This is a genomic window from Enterococcus sp. 22-H-5-01 (assembly GCF_050310005.1).
Lineage (GTDB): Bacteria > Bacillota > Bacilli > Lactobacillales > Enterococcaceae > Enterococcus_A > Enterococcus_A hailinensis.
The window spans coordinates 1477150-1494268 of record NZ_CP189993.1 but is presented as its reverse complement, the minus strand read 5'-3'; the positions used below and the strand labels follow the sequence as shown (position 1 = coordinate 1494268).

Below are 17119 nucleotides of genomic sequence, written 5' to 3'. Positions count from 1 at the left end.
AAGTTATTTTAGGCGTGGAAGGACGTGAACGAATGTTAAAAAAATTGTTGGCAAATGTTGGCGAATACAAAAAACAAAGCCTTCAAACTCCATTGTATACGATGGGGGAAGTACTGATGGATGTGATCATGCCATTGATCATGGCTGGATTGATTGATCAAGGAATTGAAAAAAGCGATAGTGATACGATTTTACGTTACGGTGGCTTGCTTTTCTTATGTGCTATTTTTGCTTTAGCAATGGGAACGTTAGGCGGACGGACAGCCGCAGTGGCCTCAGCTGGTTTTGCAAAAAATTTGCGGCATAAATTATTTACCCAGATTCAAGGCTTCTCGTTTTCAAATATTGATCGTTTTTCAAGTGCCAGTTTGATCACACGTTTGACAACGGATGTGACCAATGTTCAAAATGCTTATCAAATGGTGATCCGTATTTTAGTTAGATCGCCATTGATTTTGATTTTTTCTTTGATTATGACGTTTAATATCAGCCGTGAGCTTTCTATGATCTACTTGGTGATCGTTCCGATCATGATCATCGGATTGGGAACGATTATCCGTTTTGCTTTTCCACTATTTGAAAAAGTCTTTCGTACCTACGACCGTTTGAACAATGTTGTCCAAGAAAATTTACAAGGGATTCGAGTGGTAAAATCGTATGTCCGTGAAGAGCATGAAGAAGAAAAATTCAGACAAGTATCACAAAGAGTTTTTGATAACTTTACGAAAGCACAAAGAATTGTTGCCTTTAATATGCCACTATTACAGATAGCCGTCTATGTTTGTATGCTTTTGTTGTCGTGGTTAGGTGCAAAACTGATCGTGACAGAAAGTGCTTTATCAACAGGTGAATTAGTCAGTATGTTTAATTATACGATGCAGATTTTAATGAGTTTGATGATGCTATCGATGACGTTTGTCCAACTGATGATCGCGCGCACATCTGCTCGGCGAATCTCTGAAGTGTTAAATGAAGAAAGTGATCTAAAAGATGGCGAAGACCCATTGACTGAAGTTCCAAATGGAGCGGTTGAATTTAAAAATGTATGTTTCAGTTACAAAGACGATATGGATAAATTGGTTTTAGAAAATGTTGATTTATCCATCAAATCTGGTGAAGTGATCGGAATCGTTGGCGGTACAGGCAGTTCGAAATCTAGTCTGGTCCAGCTGATTCCACGTTTATATGATGTGACGCATGGTGAAATCAAAGTTGGGGGACATGATGTTCGACGCTATTCTTTAGAAGCGCTACGCGATCAAGTGGGGATGGTTTTACAAAATAATGTCTTGTTTAGTGGGACGATCGCGGAAAATTTACGCTGGGGCGATGCCGATGCAACGAACGAAGAAGTGATCCATGCTGCGAAAATCGCACAAGCAGATCCTTTTATCCAAGAGTTTCCTGCTAAATACGAAACAATGATCTCAGAAGGAGGCAATAATGTTTCAGGGGGCCAGAAGCAGCGTTTAACGATTGCCCGAGCATTATTGAAAAAACCAAAGATTTTAATCCTAGATGATTCTACAAGTGCTGTTGATACTAAAACGGATCAGGCGATACGTTCAGGTTTGGCGAAAGAGATTCCGGGAACGACGACCTTCATCATTTCTCAGCGAATCAGTTCGATCCAAGATTCTGATCGAATCATCGTATTGGATGATGGAAAAATCAACGGTATCGGGACTCACGATGAATTGCTGAAGAATAATGTGATTTATCAAGAAGTTTTTGATTCTCAACAGAAAGGATTCGGTGATCACCATGATGAATAAAAATGAATCAACCAAAGCCAATCCTATCCAAACGATGAAACGCTTATTAGTCATCATGGCGAAAGAGAATAAGTTGCAATTACTTATTGTATGTATCATGATTTTACTAAGTGCATTTGCTAACGTTCGCGGGTCATTATTCTTGCAAGTAGTTATCGATGACTATATCACTCCATTGATCGGGCAAAGCAATCCTAATTTTTCAGGCTTACTGAAGGCTATTTTAACGATGGCATTGATTTATCTTGTCGGTATCATAGGGACCCTTTCTTATAATTTGATCATGGTCAAAGTTTCTGAAGGGACTCAGAAAAAAATCCGCGACCAAATGTTTGAACACTTAGAGACATTACCGTTGCGTTATTTTGATTCACGCTCTGCCGGAGACATCATGAGCCATTTTACAAATGATACAGATACATTGAGACAAATGATTTCTCAAAGTATCCCAAATTTGATGATGGCCTTTGTTACGTTCATCTCAGTTTTTATTGCGATGTTTTCTTTGAGTATTCCTTTGGCGTGTTTTGTGATTGTATCGATTTCATTGATGTTTGTCATTTTACGAGTGATCACAAATCGAAGCGGGAAATATTTTGGTGCGCAACAGCGTTCATTAGGTAAAGTAAATGGTTATGTTGAAGAAATGATGCATGGACAAAAAGTTGTGAAAATTTTTAACCATGAAGAAACAGCCATGAAAGAATTCGATGTAATCAATGAACAGCTGCAAGAAAGTGCCACGAAGGCCAATGCGACAGCCAATATGTTGATGCCGATCATGATGAATTTATTGAATATACAATATGTTCTAGTGGCAATCGTCGGCGGGTTATTTGCGGTATATGGTGTGTCTGCTTTGACTGTCGGGATGATCGCTTCATTTTTACAGTTGAGCCGCTCATTGAATGGTCCAATTAGTCAGATTTCGCAACAAATCAATTTTGTGATCATGGCTTTAGCTGGAGCAGAACGAATTTTTCAATTATTAGATGAAGAACCAGAAGTAGACGACGGCTATGTGACGTTAGTCAACGTTACTGAAAAAAATGGGGAATTAGCAGAATCTACAGAACGCACAGGTATTTGGGCATGGAAACATCCTCATGATGATGGAAGTATTTCTTATGTTCGTTTAACTGGAGATGTTCGGTTTGAAGATGTGAACTTTGGTTATAACGATGACCATGTAGTCCTACATGATATCAATCTTTACGCAGAACCTGGTCAAAAAGTCGCATTTGTAGGAGCGACTGGTGCTGGTAAAACGACGATCACTAATTTGATCAATCGATTTTATGACATCCAAGAAGGTAAAATCCGTTATGACGGCGTCAATGTAAAGAAAATAAAAAAGAGTTCTTTACGTTCTTCGCTAGGTATCGTTTTACAAGATACTCATCTATTTACTGGGACGATCAAAGAAAATATCCGTTATGGAAAATTAGATGCTTCTGATGAAGAAGTTTATCAAGCGGCGCAGTTGTCAAATGCTGAAACGTTTATCAATCATTTACCTGAAAAATACGAGACGGTCATTACAGGTGATGGCGATGGTTTATCGCAAGGTCAGCGGCAATTATTGGCGATCGCGCGAGCAGCGATTGCCGATCCTCCAGTAATGATCTTAGATGAAGCGACATCAAGTATCGATACCCGAACAGAAAGTATCGTTCAATCAGGAATGGATCGTTTGATGGAAGGTCGGACAGTCTTCGTGATCGCTCATCGCTTATCTACGATCCAAAATTCAGATGTGATCATGGTGATGGATCATGGCCGAATCATTGAGCGCGGCGATCATGGTAGTCTATTAGCGGAACGTGGAATGTATTATCAATTGTATACAGGAAAAGTAGAATTAGATTAATATTAATAGTAGTAGAAAAAGATGTGCGAAAAATTTCGTACATCTTTTTAGTATTATTGGAATTCACTAGATATTACTACTACAATGGAGCTAATGAAATGAATTCAAGTAGCTGAATCAAAGAAAGGGTGGTAGAAAATGAAACGTTTTGCGATGAAAGATTACGGAAGAGCTGAGGATGTTTTGATCGAGATCGAGGCTCAACCAAGAGTAATCGATGAGACACATATCAGAGTTGCAATCAAAGCTTTTGCGATCAATCCGTATGATATTGCTTTGCGAAAAGGTGATATGCAAGCCTTTCGGAAATTAAAATTTCCTTATGTCTTAGGCAATGATGCTGCCGGGATCGTTACTGAAATAAAAGGTGATGACTCTTCTTTTGCAATTGGTGATGAAGTCCTGCTGCACGCTGTTGGCGGTGCTTATGGTGAAGAAATCGTTGTACCGACAAAAAAGGTAGTAAAGAAACCTGTCACGATGTCTTGGGAAGCCGCCGCAGGGTCAGTTACACCGTGGCTGACTGCTTATAATTTAGTCACACATGTTTTAGCTGATAAAATCGGAAATACTGTGCTGGTCCAAGGCGCATCTGGGGCAGTCGGTTCTTTGCTTGTTCAGTTACTAAAAAAAAGAGGTAAAACAGTCTTGGCCTCTGCCTCAATGCGAAATAAAGAACTAGTGTTAAAACTTGGCGCAGATGCATTCGGTGCGTATGATCAAGAGGACATTGGGAAATTATTTGCTGATCGCGCAGATACCGTGATCGATGCAACCAGAGGCGGCCATGGAAATCAAAGCGACATGCATGCCATGAAAAAAGGCGGAAATTTCATCGCTCTGAATGAATTACCAGAAGAGAAAACCAAAGAAGGGCAGTATATAGCCTATAGTCCATCAAAAGAGTATTCAGACCAAGAAGCTTTGCTTTCATTTACTCAAATCGCTGATCAAATTCAAATAGCAATCGCTGAAGTACTTCCCTTTAAATTAAGCAGTGTGATCAAAGGACATAATAATTTAGCTGAACATGGTACAGTTGGAAAAATTATTATCAAGAAAGGAATCGCTGAATGAACCAACAAAAATGGTATGAAGTCAAAATTAGCTTTGATGGCTTAGAAGAATTATCCGATGGGTATTACCGGATTCGCAAAATTGAAACGGGCTACCAGTTGGCGTATCTAATCGCAGGACCTTGTGGAGACAAAGTCATCCATCCAGAAATTACTTTAAAGTATCAAGATGATCAACTCCAACCAGTCAGCTTGCTTGATCTTGATAGTACGCCCATTCGTCGTTTGTCCAAAGAAAATGGTGATTATGAAGCGTTAGAACAAGCAACAGATCAATTATTGGATCGATTTCTTGCTATAAAAAAACTTAGGATTTAAGCATTTATTTAGGAGTCGAAGATGAAAAGGGATACAATTATGACAAATTAATCGGAATGTCCAAAAAGGTGATTTCAGCCACGTATTACAATTGAAATTTACCGAAATTCCATGCTACATTAAAACAGCAAAAAAAATAGTAGGTGAAATCAATGAAAGTTATTCAATCACTCAAAAATACGTGGCGTCTTTTCATATTAGACTGGCGTCGTATTATAAAAAATCCAATCGCAATATTCTTAATGGTCGCTTTATTTGTGATTCCTTCGCTATATGCATGGTTCAATATCAAAGCACTTTGGGATCCCTATGGAAATACAGGAGAATTACCGATCGCAGTTTACAGTGCGGATGCAGGAGCTAAATTTCAAGATAAAGATGTAGAAATAGGAAAAGAAGTTGTTAAGAACCTGCATGAAAATAAACAGTTAGGTTGGAAATTCGTTGACTCGAAAAAGCAAGTCGTCGACGGAGTAAAATCTGGGAAGTATTATGCAGGTATTTATTTACCTAAAGAATTCTCAGAAGATTTATTAAGTTTTACATCAGGGGATATCAAAAAACCCAAAATCGAATATTACTCAAATCAAAAGATTAATGCGATTGCTCCTAAAATAACTGAAAAAGGAGCTAATTCGATTCAACAAGAAATCAGTCAAGAATTTATTAAAACGGCTAGTTCTACAATGTTGAAAGTTTTTAATGAAATAGGCTACGATATTGATGCAAACTTGTTGAGTATTAATAAAGTGAAAAATTTAATTTTAACGACGAATGATAACCTAGACGAAATCGATAAATATACACAAGAAGTACTAGAAGTTCAAGGCAAACTGCCAGAACTAAAAGAAAAACTAGCAAAAGCCAATGAGCTACAAACGTATTTACCGCAAATCGATGAAATGGGTCAAAAATTGGTCACATTGAATCAGAAAATGCCTGAAATCAAGAAGCAGGCCAGTGTCATTTTGACCTTACAACAAAAAATTCCAGAGATCCAACAGGCAGGTACTCAAATCGCTCAAGTCGACAGCGACTTTGCAGAAATCGAAAAAACGATGAATGATGGTATTAATGAAGCCAAACAAGGTTTGACTATTATTCATCAAGTTCAAACGATCTTGCCAGATATTCAAAAGTTAGGCAATCAAGCAGATGACTTAGCTTCAACAACTAAAGATGGCGCAGAAAAATTAAAAGAAGCTGTGCCTAATATTTCAAGTAGTGTTCAAATTACATTACAATCGATTGGACAAGTAGCAACATCAACTCAATCGTTAACAAGTGATATTTCTACGCTATTAGATAAAGAAGAGCTGACTGCAGATGAAAAAGCGCATATCGCGTCACTTATTAGTGATTTTCAAAATAACTTAGCAGCCCAACAAGATGCAATTGATAAATTGACTCAATTTTTAAATGACTTAAAACAGACTGCAGAGGATAATGGCAATACCGATGCTAGCCAAACATTGACGAATATGATCAACCAATTGAGTAATGTCAAAAATTCATTGAGTGATCTAAGTAATCGTTTTGGTCATTTGAATGATTTAGTTCAAAATGGTAGTACAGCTGAGGCCAAGGAATATTTAAGTGAAATTAATAGTGCTGCTGGTAATATAGCAACATTAGTAAATAGCATTGATGCAGAGCAAGCTGGAAAAACAATTGAAACAGTCCTTGATAAATTAATTTCAACGATTGCTACAGCTCAAGGTGTATTGAATCAAGCGCAACAAATTGATTTTGCTTCATTGTTGAATTCGACAGAAGGGACGGTAAGTACAGCCATTACCTTCTTAGAAAAATATCAAAAACAAATGCCGGCCATTCGTCAAGAAGTCCACGATGCCAATACCTTATTGAATGGACATATGAATGATATCGTTAATGGTATCAATACTGGCGCGGATCTTTATAACAATGAATTGCCAACAGTAGAACAAAAATTATCTTTAGCAGCTAATTTTATGCAAAATGATTGGCCAGGTGTAAAAACTGATTTGACTAATGGGCTAAACGTAGCAAATGAAAAAATGCCTGAAGTAGAAAAAGCTTTAGACATGGCTTCTGATTTAATCAAAAACGATTGGCCATCACTACGTAGTGGTATTCAAAAAGCAGCCAATGCTATTGATAAAGGTGATCAAACAATTGATTTTGGTGAAGTACTAAAATTATTGAAATTGGATGCGCAAAAAGAGAGTGACTTCTTTACTACACCAGTTGAGTTAAAAGCAAACACCTTATATCCAATTGAAAATAATGGTTCTGCCAGCACACCGTTCTATACGGCGTTGTGTCTATGGGTAGGAGCAGTATTGTTTTCTAGTGTAACTACGACCGAGTTTGTTTTAGACAAAAAAGATCGTGGCAAATATACAAAACGTGAACGCTACGGTGCACGGATGTTGACGTACTTAGTCGTCAGCGTTGGCCAAGCATTGATTGTAACTTTAGGTAATATTTTCTTATTAGGTGTCGATGTTAAAAATCCGGTCTATAGTGTACTATTCGCTGTTCTTGTTGCTTTAGCCTTCATGATGTTGGTCTACACCCTTGTAGCGCTATTCGGAACGGTCGGAAAAGGAATCGCGATTATCATTCTTGTACTATCGATATCTGGTGGGGGCGGGAATTATCCGATCCAAGTATCTGGTAAATTCTTCCAAGCAGTCAATCCGTGGTTGCCATTTACTCATGCGGTTAATCTTTTACGTGAAAGTGCTGGTGGTATTTACTGGCCAAATGCTACACAAGATATCATCATTATGATCGGTATTTTTATCGTTTTTGGTATTGTAGGATTATGGGCATATCCGCTCGTACAACCACATTTAGAGAAGCTTACGAAAGTCTCTCATGAAAGTAAAATCTTCCATTAAAATATGACAGGCAGAGCAACAGCTTATTACTGTTGTTTTGCCTGTTTTCATGTTTTACTTAGAGTGTGTAAAGACGTTGAAAAAAACATTGACAATTAGGGTGAGTGCGAGTAATATTTCGCTTGTTTATATTTTTTAAAAGGAGTGAGTTTAGTGGATTATCTTAAGCGTTTGCTGGTTGGCCGACCATTGAAGTCTTCTGAAAATGATGACCAGAATTTATCTCGTTTTGCGGCTTTAGCAATGCTTTCATCAGATGCGTTATCTTCTGTTGCATACGGTACAGAACAAATTGTGGTCGTGTTGGTGACTTTATCCGCCGCAGCGATTTGGTATTCATTGCCAATTGCAATTGTTGTTTTGATTTTATTAGCATCATTGATTTTATCTTATCGTCAAATTATTCATGCTTATCCTCATGGAGGAGGCGCCTACGTTGTTAGTAGTGAAAATTTAGGTAAGAATGCTGGCTTGATTGCTGGTGGTTCGCTCCTAGTCGATTATATGTTGACCGTAGCGGTATCTGTTTCCGCGGGTGCAGAAGCGATAGCCTCTGCGATACCAGCGTTGTATCATCATCGTGTGTTAATTTCTATTATTATTGTTTTATTATTGATGTTGATGAATCTACGCGGCTTGCGTGAAAGTGCCGGCTTATTGATGACCCCGGTGTACAGTTTTATCGCAGTTATTACGATTTTGATCGTTGTCGGTTTATTCAAGATTATTACTGGTGCCGAACCAATGCATGCGACAGCTCAAGTTGGCGCTGTCGTTCCAGGTATTTCAATGGCGCTGTTATTACGAGCTTTTTCTTCTGGTTCTTCTTCGTTGACCGGGGTTGAAGCCATTAGTAACGCCGTACCGTTCTTTAAAAAACCGCGGGCTAAAAATGCCGCCGGTACCTTAGCAATGATGGGTTTGATTTTAGGATTCTTCTTTACTGGAATTACTTTCTTGAACTATTGGTTCGGAATCGTGCCGACAACTCAAGTAACAGTTTTATCTCAAGTTGGAGAAGCTGTTTTTGGTAAAGGAATGATGTTCTATATCTTACAATTCGTAACAGCGTTGATTTTAGCAGTGGCTGCCAATACAGGATTTTCTGCTTTCCCCGTTTTAGCTTATAATTTAGCGAAAGATAAATTTTTACCGCATCGCTACCAAGACCGTGGTGATCGTCTAGGTTATTCTAATGGGATCATTACGTTAGCTTTAGGTTCAATCATTCTATTATTGATTTTCCAAGGCTCAACCGAACGTTTGATTCCTTTGTACTCAGTTGGAGTGTTCATTCCATTTACATTGTCGCAAACAGGAATGGTCTTGAAATGGCGTAAAGAAGGCAAACATTGGTTAAGAAAATCAATCGCTAATATCATTGGAGCATTGATTTCATTTGCAATCGTCATTATCTTGTTTGCATATCGTTTAGTTGATATTTGGCCGTTCTTTATCATCATGCCGATCTTGATTTTTGCTTTTTATAAAGTACACACACATTATAAAAATGTGGCCGAACAATTGAGATTATCAGATGATGTCAAATTACATGAATATGAAGGCAATACAGTAATCGTGTTAGTCGGTAACGTCACTCAAGTGAATATCGGGGCAATCAATTATGCACGTTCGATCGGTGACTATGTAATCGCGATGCACGTATCTTTAGAAGAAAATGAAGAAAAAGAACGAGAGATTCGCCATGATTTCCGTGAGAAATTCCCAGATGTTCGTTTTTCAGTTGTACGCTCGCCGTATCGTTCGATTATTAATCCAGTTAGCCGTTATGTTGATCGTGTCAGCAAAAATGCGAAAGAACATAACTATACAACGACTGTCTTGATTCCAGAGTTTGTTCCAAATAAAACATGGAAACGTTCGTTACACAACCAAACAGCTTTACGCTTGCGTTACCGGTTATCGTATCGAGATGATATCATCATCAGTACGTATAACTATCATTTGAAAAAATAAATATATGGAGTTTGTCCGAATCTGGGCAAGCTCTTTTTTTATTTAAATAAAATATTAAGAGAAAAAATAAAAACGTATTCATTTTTATTTTTAAAGTAAAAGACTTGATTTTAATGTCGAATAGCATTAATATCAAATAGCATTAATTACTAACATTATTAGGTATTAATGAAAAATAAAAAAAGGAGGAGTCTTATGACATTCGCAGAAGAAGCAGAACGCGAGCTCATGCAGATGATGTTAAAGAATCGCCATGGTGCTTTTAGTAAAATCGAGAAAAGCAGCAAAGGCGCTAGTATTGTCATCAAAGTTTTAGATCGTTTAGGTGAACCAACAAATCCTAAGTATTTAGCGGACACCTCAAACTTATCAACTGCTCGAATCGCTGCTGTTTTAAACAATCTGGAAAAACGTGGTTTAGTGATTCGAACGATGGATCCTGACGATCGTCGAAGGATCAATGTGAGTTTGACAGAAGCAGGTAAAAAAGTAGCTAAATCTGAAAAGCAAGAGATGCGTGCAAAAATTATTCAAGTGTTTGAGCTTATGGGAGAAGAAGACACCAAAAAGTATCTTGAATTAACTGCTAAGTTTGTCGGCTACTCTCAAAAATTGTCCGCGGAAGGGGAAAGTGATCAATAGTGAAGATTTTTAAATACCTTAGCAAATACTGGTATGCGATTCTTGCCGTATTAATGTTATTAATCGTTCAAGCATACAGTGATTTGAGCTTACCGAGTTTGACGTCGGACATCGTTGACGTCGGTATCCAACAAGGAGGGCTAGAACAGTCGACTCCAGATAAAATCAGAAAATCAACGCTTCAAGGAATCGAGATCTTTATGACCGATAAAGAGAAGCAAACAATTGAAGACAATTATAAAGCAACTACTCAAACCGTTGATGGTAAAAAAGTTGATATTTATAAATTGGATCTTCAAGATGGTATGACAAAAGAAAAACTAGCCGATATCTTTAATCTACCAATGATGATGATCGCTTCCGCTCAATCAAAAGATTCTAGCAATGCAAAAGAAGCAAAAGCAGTCATCGATGATTACAAAACTATTTCTACTGATGCTGCGAAAGCTCAAGCATTAGGAACAGAAGCAAAAACATTAGGTGAACAAGCACAAGCCGCTGGGAAAGAAGCTGCCGCAGCGACAGATGCTGCTCAAGCCCAAGCCAAAGGAGCAGAAGCTCAAAAACTTGCTGCCCAAGCGCAAGCAAAAGGAACAGAAGCGCAAGCGTTAGGTGCTTCAATCAAAGCTAAAAATGATGCGATGCCAGAAAAAGTCAACGCGGCTCGTAAAGCAACAAAAGAAAGTTTAGGCGACATGGGTGAAGATTCACTGAAAACAGTGGGTATCCAATTAACATTAGCTGAATACAAAGCATTAGATGTGAATACTGGAAAAATCCAAAATGATTACATGATCCAAACTGGTATGAAGATGGTTGGCTTGACGTTAGTGTCCGCAGTGGCTGCCATCATCGTCGGTCTGATTGCTTCATTAGTTGCCGCAACAGTAGGTAAAAATTTGCGTGTTGGTCAATACAAACGAACACTTTCTTTTTCAAATAATGAAATGGAAAAATTCTCGCCTGCTTCATTGATCACCCGTAATACTAATGATATCCAACAAATCCAAATGGGGATTGTTATGATCATGCGTATGGTTTTATACGCACCGATCTTAGGTATTGGTGGGATTTATCGTGTCTATCAAACAGGAACAGGTATGGGCTGGATCGTCGGAGTAGCGGTCGGTGCTGTATTGGTTTTAGTGATTTCATTATTAGGAACGACAATGCCAAAATTCAAAGCGTTACAAAACTTGGTCGACCGTGTGAACTTGGTTTCACGGGAAATCATTACTGGGTTACCAGTTATTCGAGCATTCTCTCGTGAACGTTTTGAAGAAAAACGTTTTGATGTTGCGAATACAAATTTGATGAAAACACAAATGTTTGTTAACCGTGCAATGTCATTGATGATGCCGCTTATGATGTTATTGATGAATGGTATTTCAGTCTTGATCGTTTGGGTTGGCGGTCACAATATGGACAATGGTCAATTACAAGTTGGGGATATGATGGCCTTTATCACTTACACAATGCAAATCGTTATGGCATTTATGATGCTATCAATGGTTTCAATCATTTTGCCGCGTTCAAACGTAGCAGCTGGTCGTGTCGATGAAGTCTTGAATACCGAACCTACCATCAAAGATCCAGAAAATCCAAAAGATGATCATGACTTTAAAGGTGAAGTGAAATTTGAAGGTGTTCAATTCCGCTATGGTGATGCTGATGCTGATGTTCTTCATCATATTAATTTCACTGCCAAACCAGGACAGACTACGGCCTTGATTGGATCAACCGGTTCAGGTAAATCAACGATCGTGAATTTGATTCCGCGATTATTTGATGTAACTGGCGGTCGCATTACGATCGATGGTATCGATATCCGTGAAATGAGCATGCACAAATTGCATGAATTAATGGGCTTCGTACCGCAAAAAGGTGTATTGTTCTCTGGGGATATTGCTTCAAATATTAAATTTGGTGATGCTGATATCTCAGATGAACAAATGAAAAAAGCTGCAGAAATTGCTCAAGCAAATGAATTTATCAACGCTAATGAAAAAGGATTTGAACGGGAAATCTCACAAGGTGGGACAAATGTTTCTGGTGGACAAAAACAACGTCTGTCAATCGCACGTGCTTTAGCTAAAAATCCTAAGATCTTGATCTTTGATGACTCTTTCTCAGCACTTGATAACAAGACCGATGTTACTTTGCGTAAAGCACTTGCTGAAAATGTTAAAGGCGTTACACAAATCATCGTTGCTCAAAAAATCTCAACGATTCTACATGCGGACAATATCATCGTATTAGATGAAGGTCGCGTCGTTGCTCAAGGAAACCATGAAGAGTTGATGGCATCATCTACTGTTTATCAAGAAATTGCACAGTCACAATTAAGTAATGCTGAATTAGGCATTGAAGAAGCGGATTAGGAGGAGCGAAAAGAATGGCAGAACAAAAACAAAATCGCCCTCGTGGTGGCGGACCTGGACGAATGGGCGCACCAGTAGAAAAAGCTAAAGATTTCAAAGGAACAATCAAAAAATTAGTTTCTTATCTAGGCGCTTATAAAATCGGTGTATTCTTTGTAATGATCTTTGCAATGGCTTCAACCATATTCAATATTTGGGGGCCAAAAATCTTATCTAAAGCAATCACTGAATTGTTCAACGGGTTAATCAAAAAGTATCAAGGAACTGGCGATATCAATTTTGAAAAAATCGGCGGGATCCTATTATTCATGTTAGGACTCTATGTAGTCGCTTCTTTATTCGGAATCGTTCAAGGCTGGATCATGTCGACGATTTCGCAAAAGATCACTTATCGGATGCGTAAAGAGATTTCTGAAAAAATCAATCGCATGCCAATGAATTATTTTGAAAGTCGGACGACTGGTGAAGTCTTATCTCGTATCACGAATGACGTTGATACTTTGGGTCAATCATTGAATCAAAGTTTGACTCAGTTGATCACATCGACCTTTACGATCATCGGAGTTATCGTTATGATGCTTTCGATTTCTGTAAAAATGACAGGTGTGGCGATCTTGATCTTACCGATCTCATTAGTCTTGATTTTGATCGTTGTCAAAAATTCACAAAAATACTTTAAAACACAACAAGAATATCTTGGTGTGATCAACGGGAAAGTTGAAGAAACAATCGGTGGCTATACGATCGTTCGTTTATTCAATGAAGAAGAGAACTCGTTGAAAGAATTTGAAGAACAAAACAATGTTTTATTCAAATCTGCTTGGAAATCACAATTTCTTTCTGGTTTGATGCAACCAATCATGAACTTTGTCGGTAACTTAGGTTATGTTGGTGTGGCAATCGTCGGTGGGATCATGGCTTATAATGGAACAATCACTGTTGGTGATATCCAAGCCTTCATCCAATATGTCCGTAATTTGACTCAACCAATCGCGCAATTAGCACAAGTTTCAAATATGTTGCAATCAATGGCTGCCGCGGCTGAACGTGTTTTTGAATTCTTAGCAGAAGATGAAGAAGACCAAACAGTTGAAAATCCTGTAATGATTGATAAAGCAGAAGGCATGGTTGATTTTGATCACGTTCAATTCGGATATACGTCTGATAAAATCGTCATCCAAGATTTTACTTCCCATGTAGATCCAGGCCAAACAGTAGCCATCGTTGGACCAACTGGTGCAGGTAAAACAACTATGGTTAAATTATTGATGCGCTTCTACGATGTAAACTCTGGTGCCATTAAAATCGATGGACATGATATCCGTGATTTCAATCGCGCAGACTTACGTAAAAATATCGGGATGGTGCTTCAAGATACTTGGTTGTTCAAAGGTACGATCATGGACAACTTACGTTATGGCCGTTTAGATGCTACGGATGAAGAAGTTTACGCAGCAGCGAAAGCCGCTCACGTGGATCACTTCATCAAGACGTTACCTGGCGGTTATGACATGGAATTGAATGAAGAATCTTCTAATATTTCTCAAGGTCAAAAACAATTATTGACGATTGCTCGTGCAATCTTAGCAGATAAACCAATTTTGATTTTGGATGAAGCAACTTCATCTGTTGATACTCGGACAGAAGGTTTGATTCAAGAAGCAATGAATAACTTGATGAAAGGCCGGACATCTTTCGTTATCGCTCACCGTCTTTCAACTATCAAAGATGCAGATAAAATCCTTTATATGCAAGATGGCGATATCAAAGAACAAGGGAATCATGAAGAATTATTAGCACAAAACGGATTGTATGCAGCTTTATACAATTCACAATTTGAAGAATTAGCAGACTAGTGTATTAACTAAAAGAAGCTGAGATAAACGTAGAAAATACGTTTGTCTCAGCTTCTTTTTTGATATCTGTTAAGTAAAAGATCAGCGTTTCGGTAATAGTAAGAACTTTTTATCTGCTAGTTTTACTTGCTGGATCTAACCGTTTTTCGGCGATACTCAAAATCCAGTCCGTAATGATAGCCATCAATGCAGTTGGCAATGCACCAGCTAAGATGATAGCTGTCCCGTCAGTCACGTTTGTACCACGCAAGATGATGTCTCCTAAACCACCGGCTCCAACGAATACACCGATTGCAGTAATTCCGATAGCCACGACAAGGGCATTTCGGATACCCGCCATAATAACAGAAATCGATAATGGCAGCTCAATCATATATAATCGTTGCCAATTGGTCATTCCCATTCCGGTACCAACATCTAAAGCATTCTTATCGACTTGGCGCATCCCAGTATAAGTATTTTTGATGATTGGTAATAATGAGTATAAGAAGACTGTTAGGATCACGACATTCACACCTAAACCCATTCCAATCATTAGTACAGAGATCATTGCCAATGAAGGAATCGTTTGGATCACATTAGCTAAACGAATGACCCAGTTCGCTAATTTTCGGTGTCGGGCGATAAAAATCCCGATAGGAATACCTACGATTGCTGCAAAAATGACTCCGTAAATCGATATCAAGAAGTGGCGTATAAATTGTGCGAAAATGATACTGCCATTCGTTTGATAATATTGAATGAATTGTTGAAAAGTATTAAGATTTTCCACTACGCTCACTTCCCTTCGAAATAGTTATGTTCTTTTAGAAAATCTTCCGCCACGATTTGTGGTTCCACTAAATCATTGTCGGCCCGATAATTAAGTTTTTGCATTTCTTTCGTTGAGATCGTCCCTGCTAAACGATCCAAAGCATCTTTTACTTTAGGATCAGATTTTAGCAACTTGTTAGATACGATGGGCGCCGCATCATAAGGCGGGAAGAAATTGAGATCGTCTTCTAACATAACTAGATCATAGCTGGCGATTCGTCCATCAGTTGAATAACCTAAAACGATATCCATTTTCCCAGCAGAGAGTGCATCATAAACTAAGCTGACTTGCATTGGAAGAATTGAAGAAAATTCAAATCCATAAGCTTGTTTGAAGCCTTCGTAGCCATCACCTTCACGAGAAATCCAAGAAGTATCAACACCAGCTTTTAATTCTCCAGATACACGTTTCAAATCACTCACTTTTTTTAAATTGTATTTTTCTGCCGTATCTTTTCGAACTAAAAAGACATACGTATTATCGAACCCATAAGAAGGGAACCAAGTTTGATCGAATTGCTTTTCAAATTGGTCATGAACGATATTAAAAGCTTTTGTAGGATCTTTTTCAGCGGGCAATTGCAGGATCGAAGATAAGTCAGTACCCGTATAACGAGCTGCTGAAATCGAAGCATCACCTTTGATCATCGCTTGATGATTGATCATATTGGTCGCTAAATTATTGATCACCGTCGTATCTTTATCCGTGTAATGCTCAACCATTCCAGCAACGATACTCCCTAAAATCTGCATTTCTGAAGTGATCCCGCCAGTAATAGCAATCGTATCATCATTGTCATTTGTAGCAAGCCCAGGGAACGAACAGCTGCTCAAAAGAAGTAAAGAAAGTCCTAACAAGGCAACCATTTTAAGTTTTTTCATTCATTACTCCTCCTTCCTTAAAGCAATCGGGGTCATACGATCTTCAAGTAATCCTAAGATGAAATCGACAATCAATGCCATTAAGATTACTGGGATCGTTCCGGCAATGATCAATGGTGGTTGGAAGTTGTTTAAACCACTAAAGATCAAATCACCTAAACCGCCTGCACCGATGTAAGAAGCGAGTGTTGCCCACGCAATAACATACACAGCGGCTAAACGAATACCAGCCATGATCGTTGGAATCGCAATAGGAAGCTCAACTGAAACAATCGATTGCAGATTGGTCATGCCCATACCTTTTGCAACGTCGCGATAATTTCGATCGACATTTTTCATTCCGATAAAGGTATTGCGTAAAATCGGTAATAATGAATAAATAAATAGTGCGATGATGGCAGGAAGTTTTCCTACACCGAATATCGGGATCATCAAAGCCAGTAGTGCTAATGAAGGAACTGTTTGTAAGACACTGGCAATTCCAATGACAACGTTTGAAATTTTAGGCAAGCGTGTTAAAAGAATACCTAAAGGGACTGCTACTAAAATCCCAAGGCCTAGTGCAATTGCAGAAATATACAAATGTTCAGCGCTTTTCGTCAGCATTTGACCTCCATATTGATTGAAGAATGCTTGCATGT

The 17119-nt window shown here is 38.4% G+C and carries 12 protein-coding genes; 9 read left to right on the top strand and 3 right to left on the bottom strand.

The annotated features are described in order from the left end of the window. Positions 1-32: 32 nt before the first annotated feature. The 9 genes from ACQKTA_RS07590 (at position 33) to ACQKTA_RS07550 (ending at position 14783) form a co-directional block, all read left to right on the top strand. Positions 33-1775, top strand: a complete 1743-nt coding sequence (locus ACQKTA_RS07590; RefSeq protein ID WP_427813342.1) for an ABC transporter ATP-binding protein — start codon at positions 33-35, stop codon at positions 1773-1775. Continuing rightward, a complete protein-coding gene (locus ACQKTA_RS07585) occupies positions 1768-3645 on the top strand; it encodes an ABC transporter ATP-binding protein (RefSeq protein ID WP_427813341.1) in 1878 nt (625 codons plus the stop codon). Before ACQKTA_RS07590 ends, ACQKTA_RS07585 begins: the two co-directional genes overlap by 8 nt. 138 nt (positions 3646-3783) lie before the next feature. Next, positions 3784-4722, top strand: a complete 939-nt coding sequence (locus tag ACQKTA_RS07580) for an NADP-dependent oxidoreductase (RefSeq protein ID WP_427813340.1) — start codon at positions 3784-3786, stop codon at positions 4720-4722. Beyond that, complete coding sequence (locus tag ACQKTA_RS07575; protein WP_427813339.1) at positions 4719-5039, top strand: hypothetical protein; 321 nt, start codon at positions 4719-4721, stop codon at positions 5037-5039. Before ACQKTA_RS07580 ends, ACQKTA_RS07575 begins: the two co-directional genes overlap by 4 nt. A 161-nt stretch (positions 5040-5200) precedes the next feature. Then, positions 5201-7927: a YhgE/Pip family protein gene (locus tag ACQKTA_RS07570; RefSeq protein ID WP_427814524.1), complete on the top strand. Its 2727-nt coding sequence runs from the start codon at positions 5201-5203 to the stop codon at positions 7925-7927. Between the two features lie 153 nt (positions 7928-8080). After that, on the top strand, positions 8081-9904 hold the full coding sequence (locus ACQKTA_RS07565; RefSeq protein WP_427813338.1) for an APC family permease: 1824 nt from the start codon (positions 8081-8083) through the stop codon (positions 9902-9904). A gap of 195 nt (positions 9905-10099) precedes the next feature. Continuing rightward, positions 10100-10546, top strand: a complete 447-nt coding sequence (locus ACQKTA_RS07560; protein ID WP_427813337.1) for a MarR family winged helix-turn-helix transcriptional regulator — start codon at positions 10100-10102, stop codon at positions 10544-10546. Then, a complete protein-coding gene (locus tag ACQKTA_RS07555; RefSeq protein WP_427813336.1) occupies positions 10546-12927 on the top strand; it encodes an ABC transporter ATP-binding protein in 2382 nt (793 codons plus the stop codon). Before ACQKTA_RS07560 ends, ACQKTA_RS07555 begins: the two co-directional genes overlap by 1 nt. Before the next feature lie 14 nt (positions 12928-12941). Continuing rightward, positions 12942-14783, top strand: a complete 1842-nt coding sequence (locus ACQKTA_RS07550) for an ABC transporter ATP-binding protein (protein WP_332653639.1) — start codon at positions 12942-12944, stop codon at positions 14781-14783. Between the two features lie 109 nt (positions 14784-14892). Here ACQKTA_RS07550 and ACQKTA_RS07545 read toward each other — a convergent pair whose 3' ends face one another. From ACQKTA_RS07545 to ACQKTA_RS07535, 3 genes are read right to left on the bottom strand one after another with little or no spacing between them, the layout of a single operon-like run. Further along, entirely contained in the window at positions 14893-15555 is a 663-nt protein-coding gene (locus ACQKTA_RS07545; protein WP_407855046.1) for an ABC transporter permease, read from the bottom strand. 5 nt (positions 15556-15560) lie between these two features. Next, complete coding sequence (locus tag ACQKTA_RS07540) at positions 15561-16478, bottom strand: osmoprotectant ABC transporter substrate-binding protein (RefSeq protein ID WP_332653637.1); 918 nt, start codon at positions 16476-16478, stop codon at positions 15561-15563. Between the two features lie 3 nt (positions 16479-16481). Next, positions 16482-17117, bottom strand: a complete 636-nt coding sequence (locus ACQKTA_RS07535; protein WP_332580406.1) for an ABC transporter permease — start codon at positions 17115-17117, stop codon at positions 16482-16484. Positions 17118-17119: the final 2 nt, after the last annotated feature.

Coding starts and splice junctions, on each gene's coding strand:
- ACQKTA_RS07590 (WP_427813342.1), top strand. CDS start 33: ATGTTAAAAAAATTGTTGGCAAATGTTGGCGAATACAAAAAACAAAGC.
- ACQKTA_RS07585 (WP_427813341.1), top strand. CDS start 1,768: ATGAATAAAAATGAATCAACCAAAGCCAATCCTATCCAAACGATGAAA.
- ACQKTA_RS07580 (WP_427813340.1), top strand. CDS start 3,784: ATGAAACGTTTTGCGATGAAAGATTACGGAAGAGCTGAGGATGTTTTG.
- ACQKTA_RS07575 (WP_427813339.1), top strand. CDS start 4,719: ATGAACCAACAAAAATGGTATGAAGTCAAAATTAGCTTTGATGGCTTA.
- ACQKTA_RS07560 (WP_427813337.1), top strand. CDS start 10,100: ATGACATTCGCAGAAGAAGCAGAACGCGAGCTCATGCAGATGATGTTA.
- ACQKTA_RS07550 (WP_332653639.1), top strand. CDS start 12,942: ATGGCAGAACAAAAACAAAATCGCCCTCGTGGTGGCGGACCTGGACGA.
- ACQKTA_RS07540 (WP_332653637.1), bottom strand. CDS start 16,478: ATGAAAAAACTTAAAATGGTTGCCTTGTTAGGACTTTCTTTACTTCTT.
- ACQKTA_RS07535 (WP_332580406.1), bottom strand. CDS start 17,117: ATGCAAGCATTCTTCAATCAATATGGAGGTCAAATGCTGACGAAAAGC.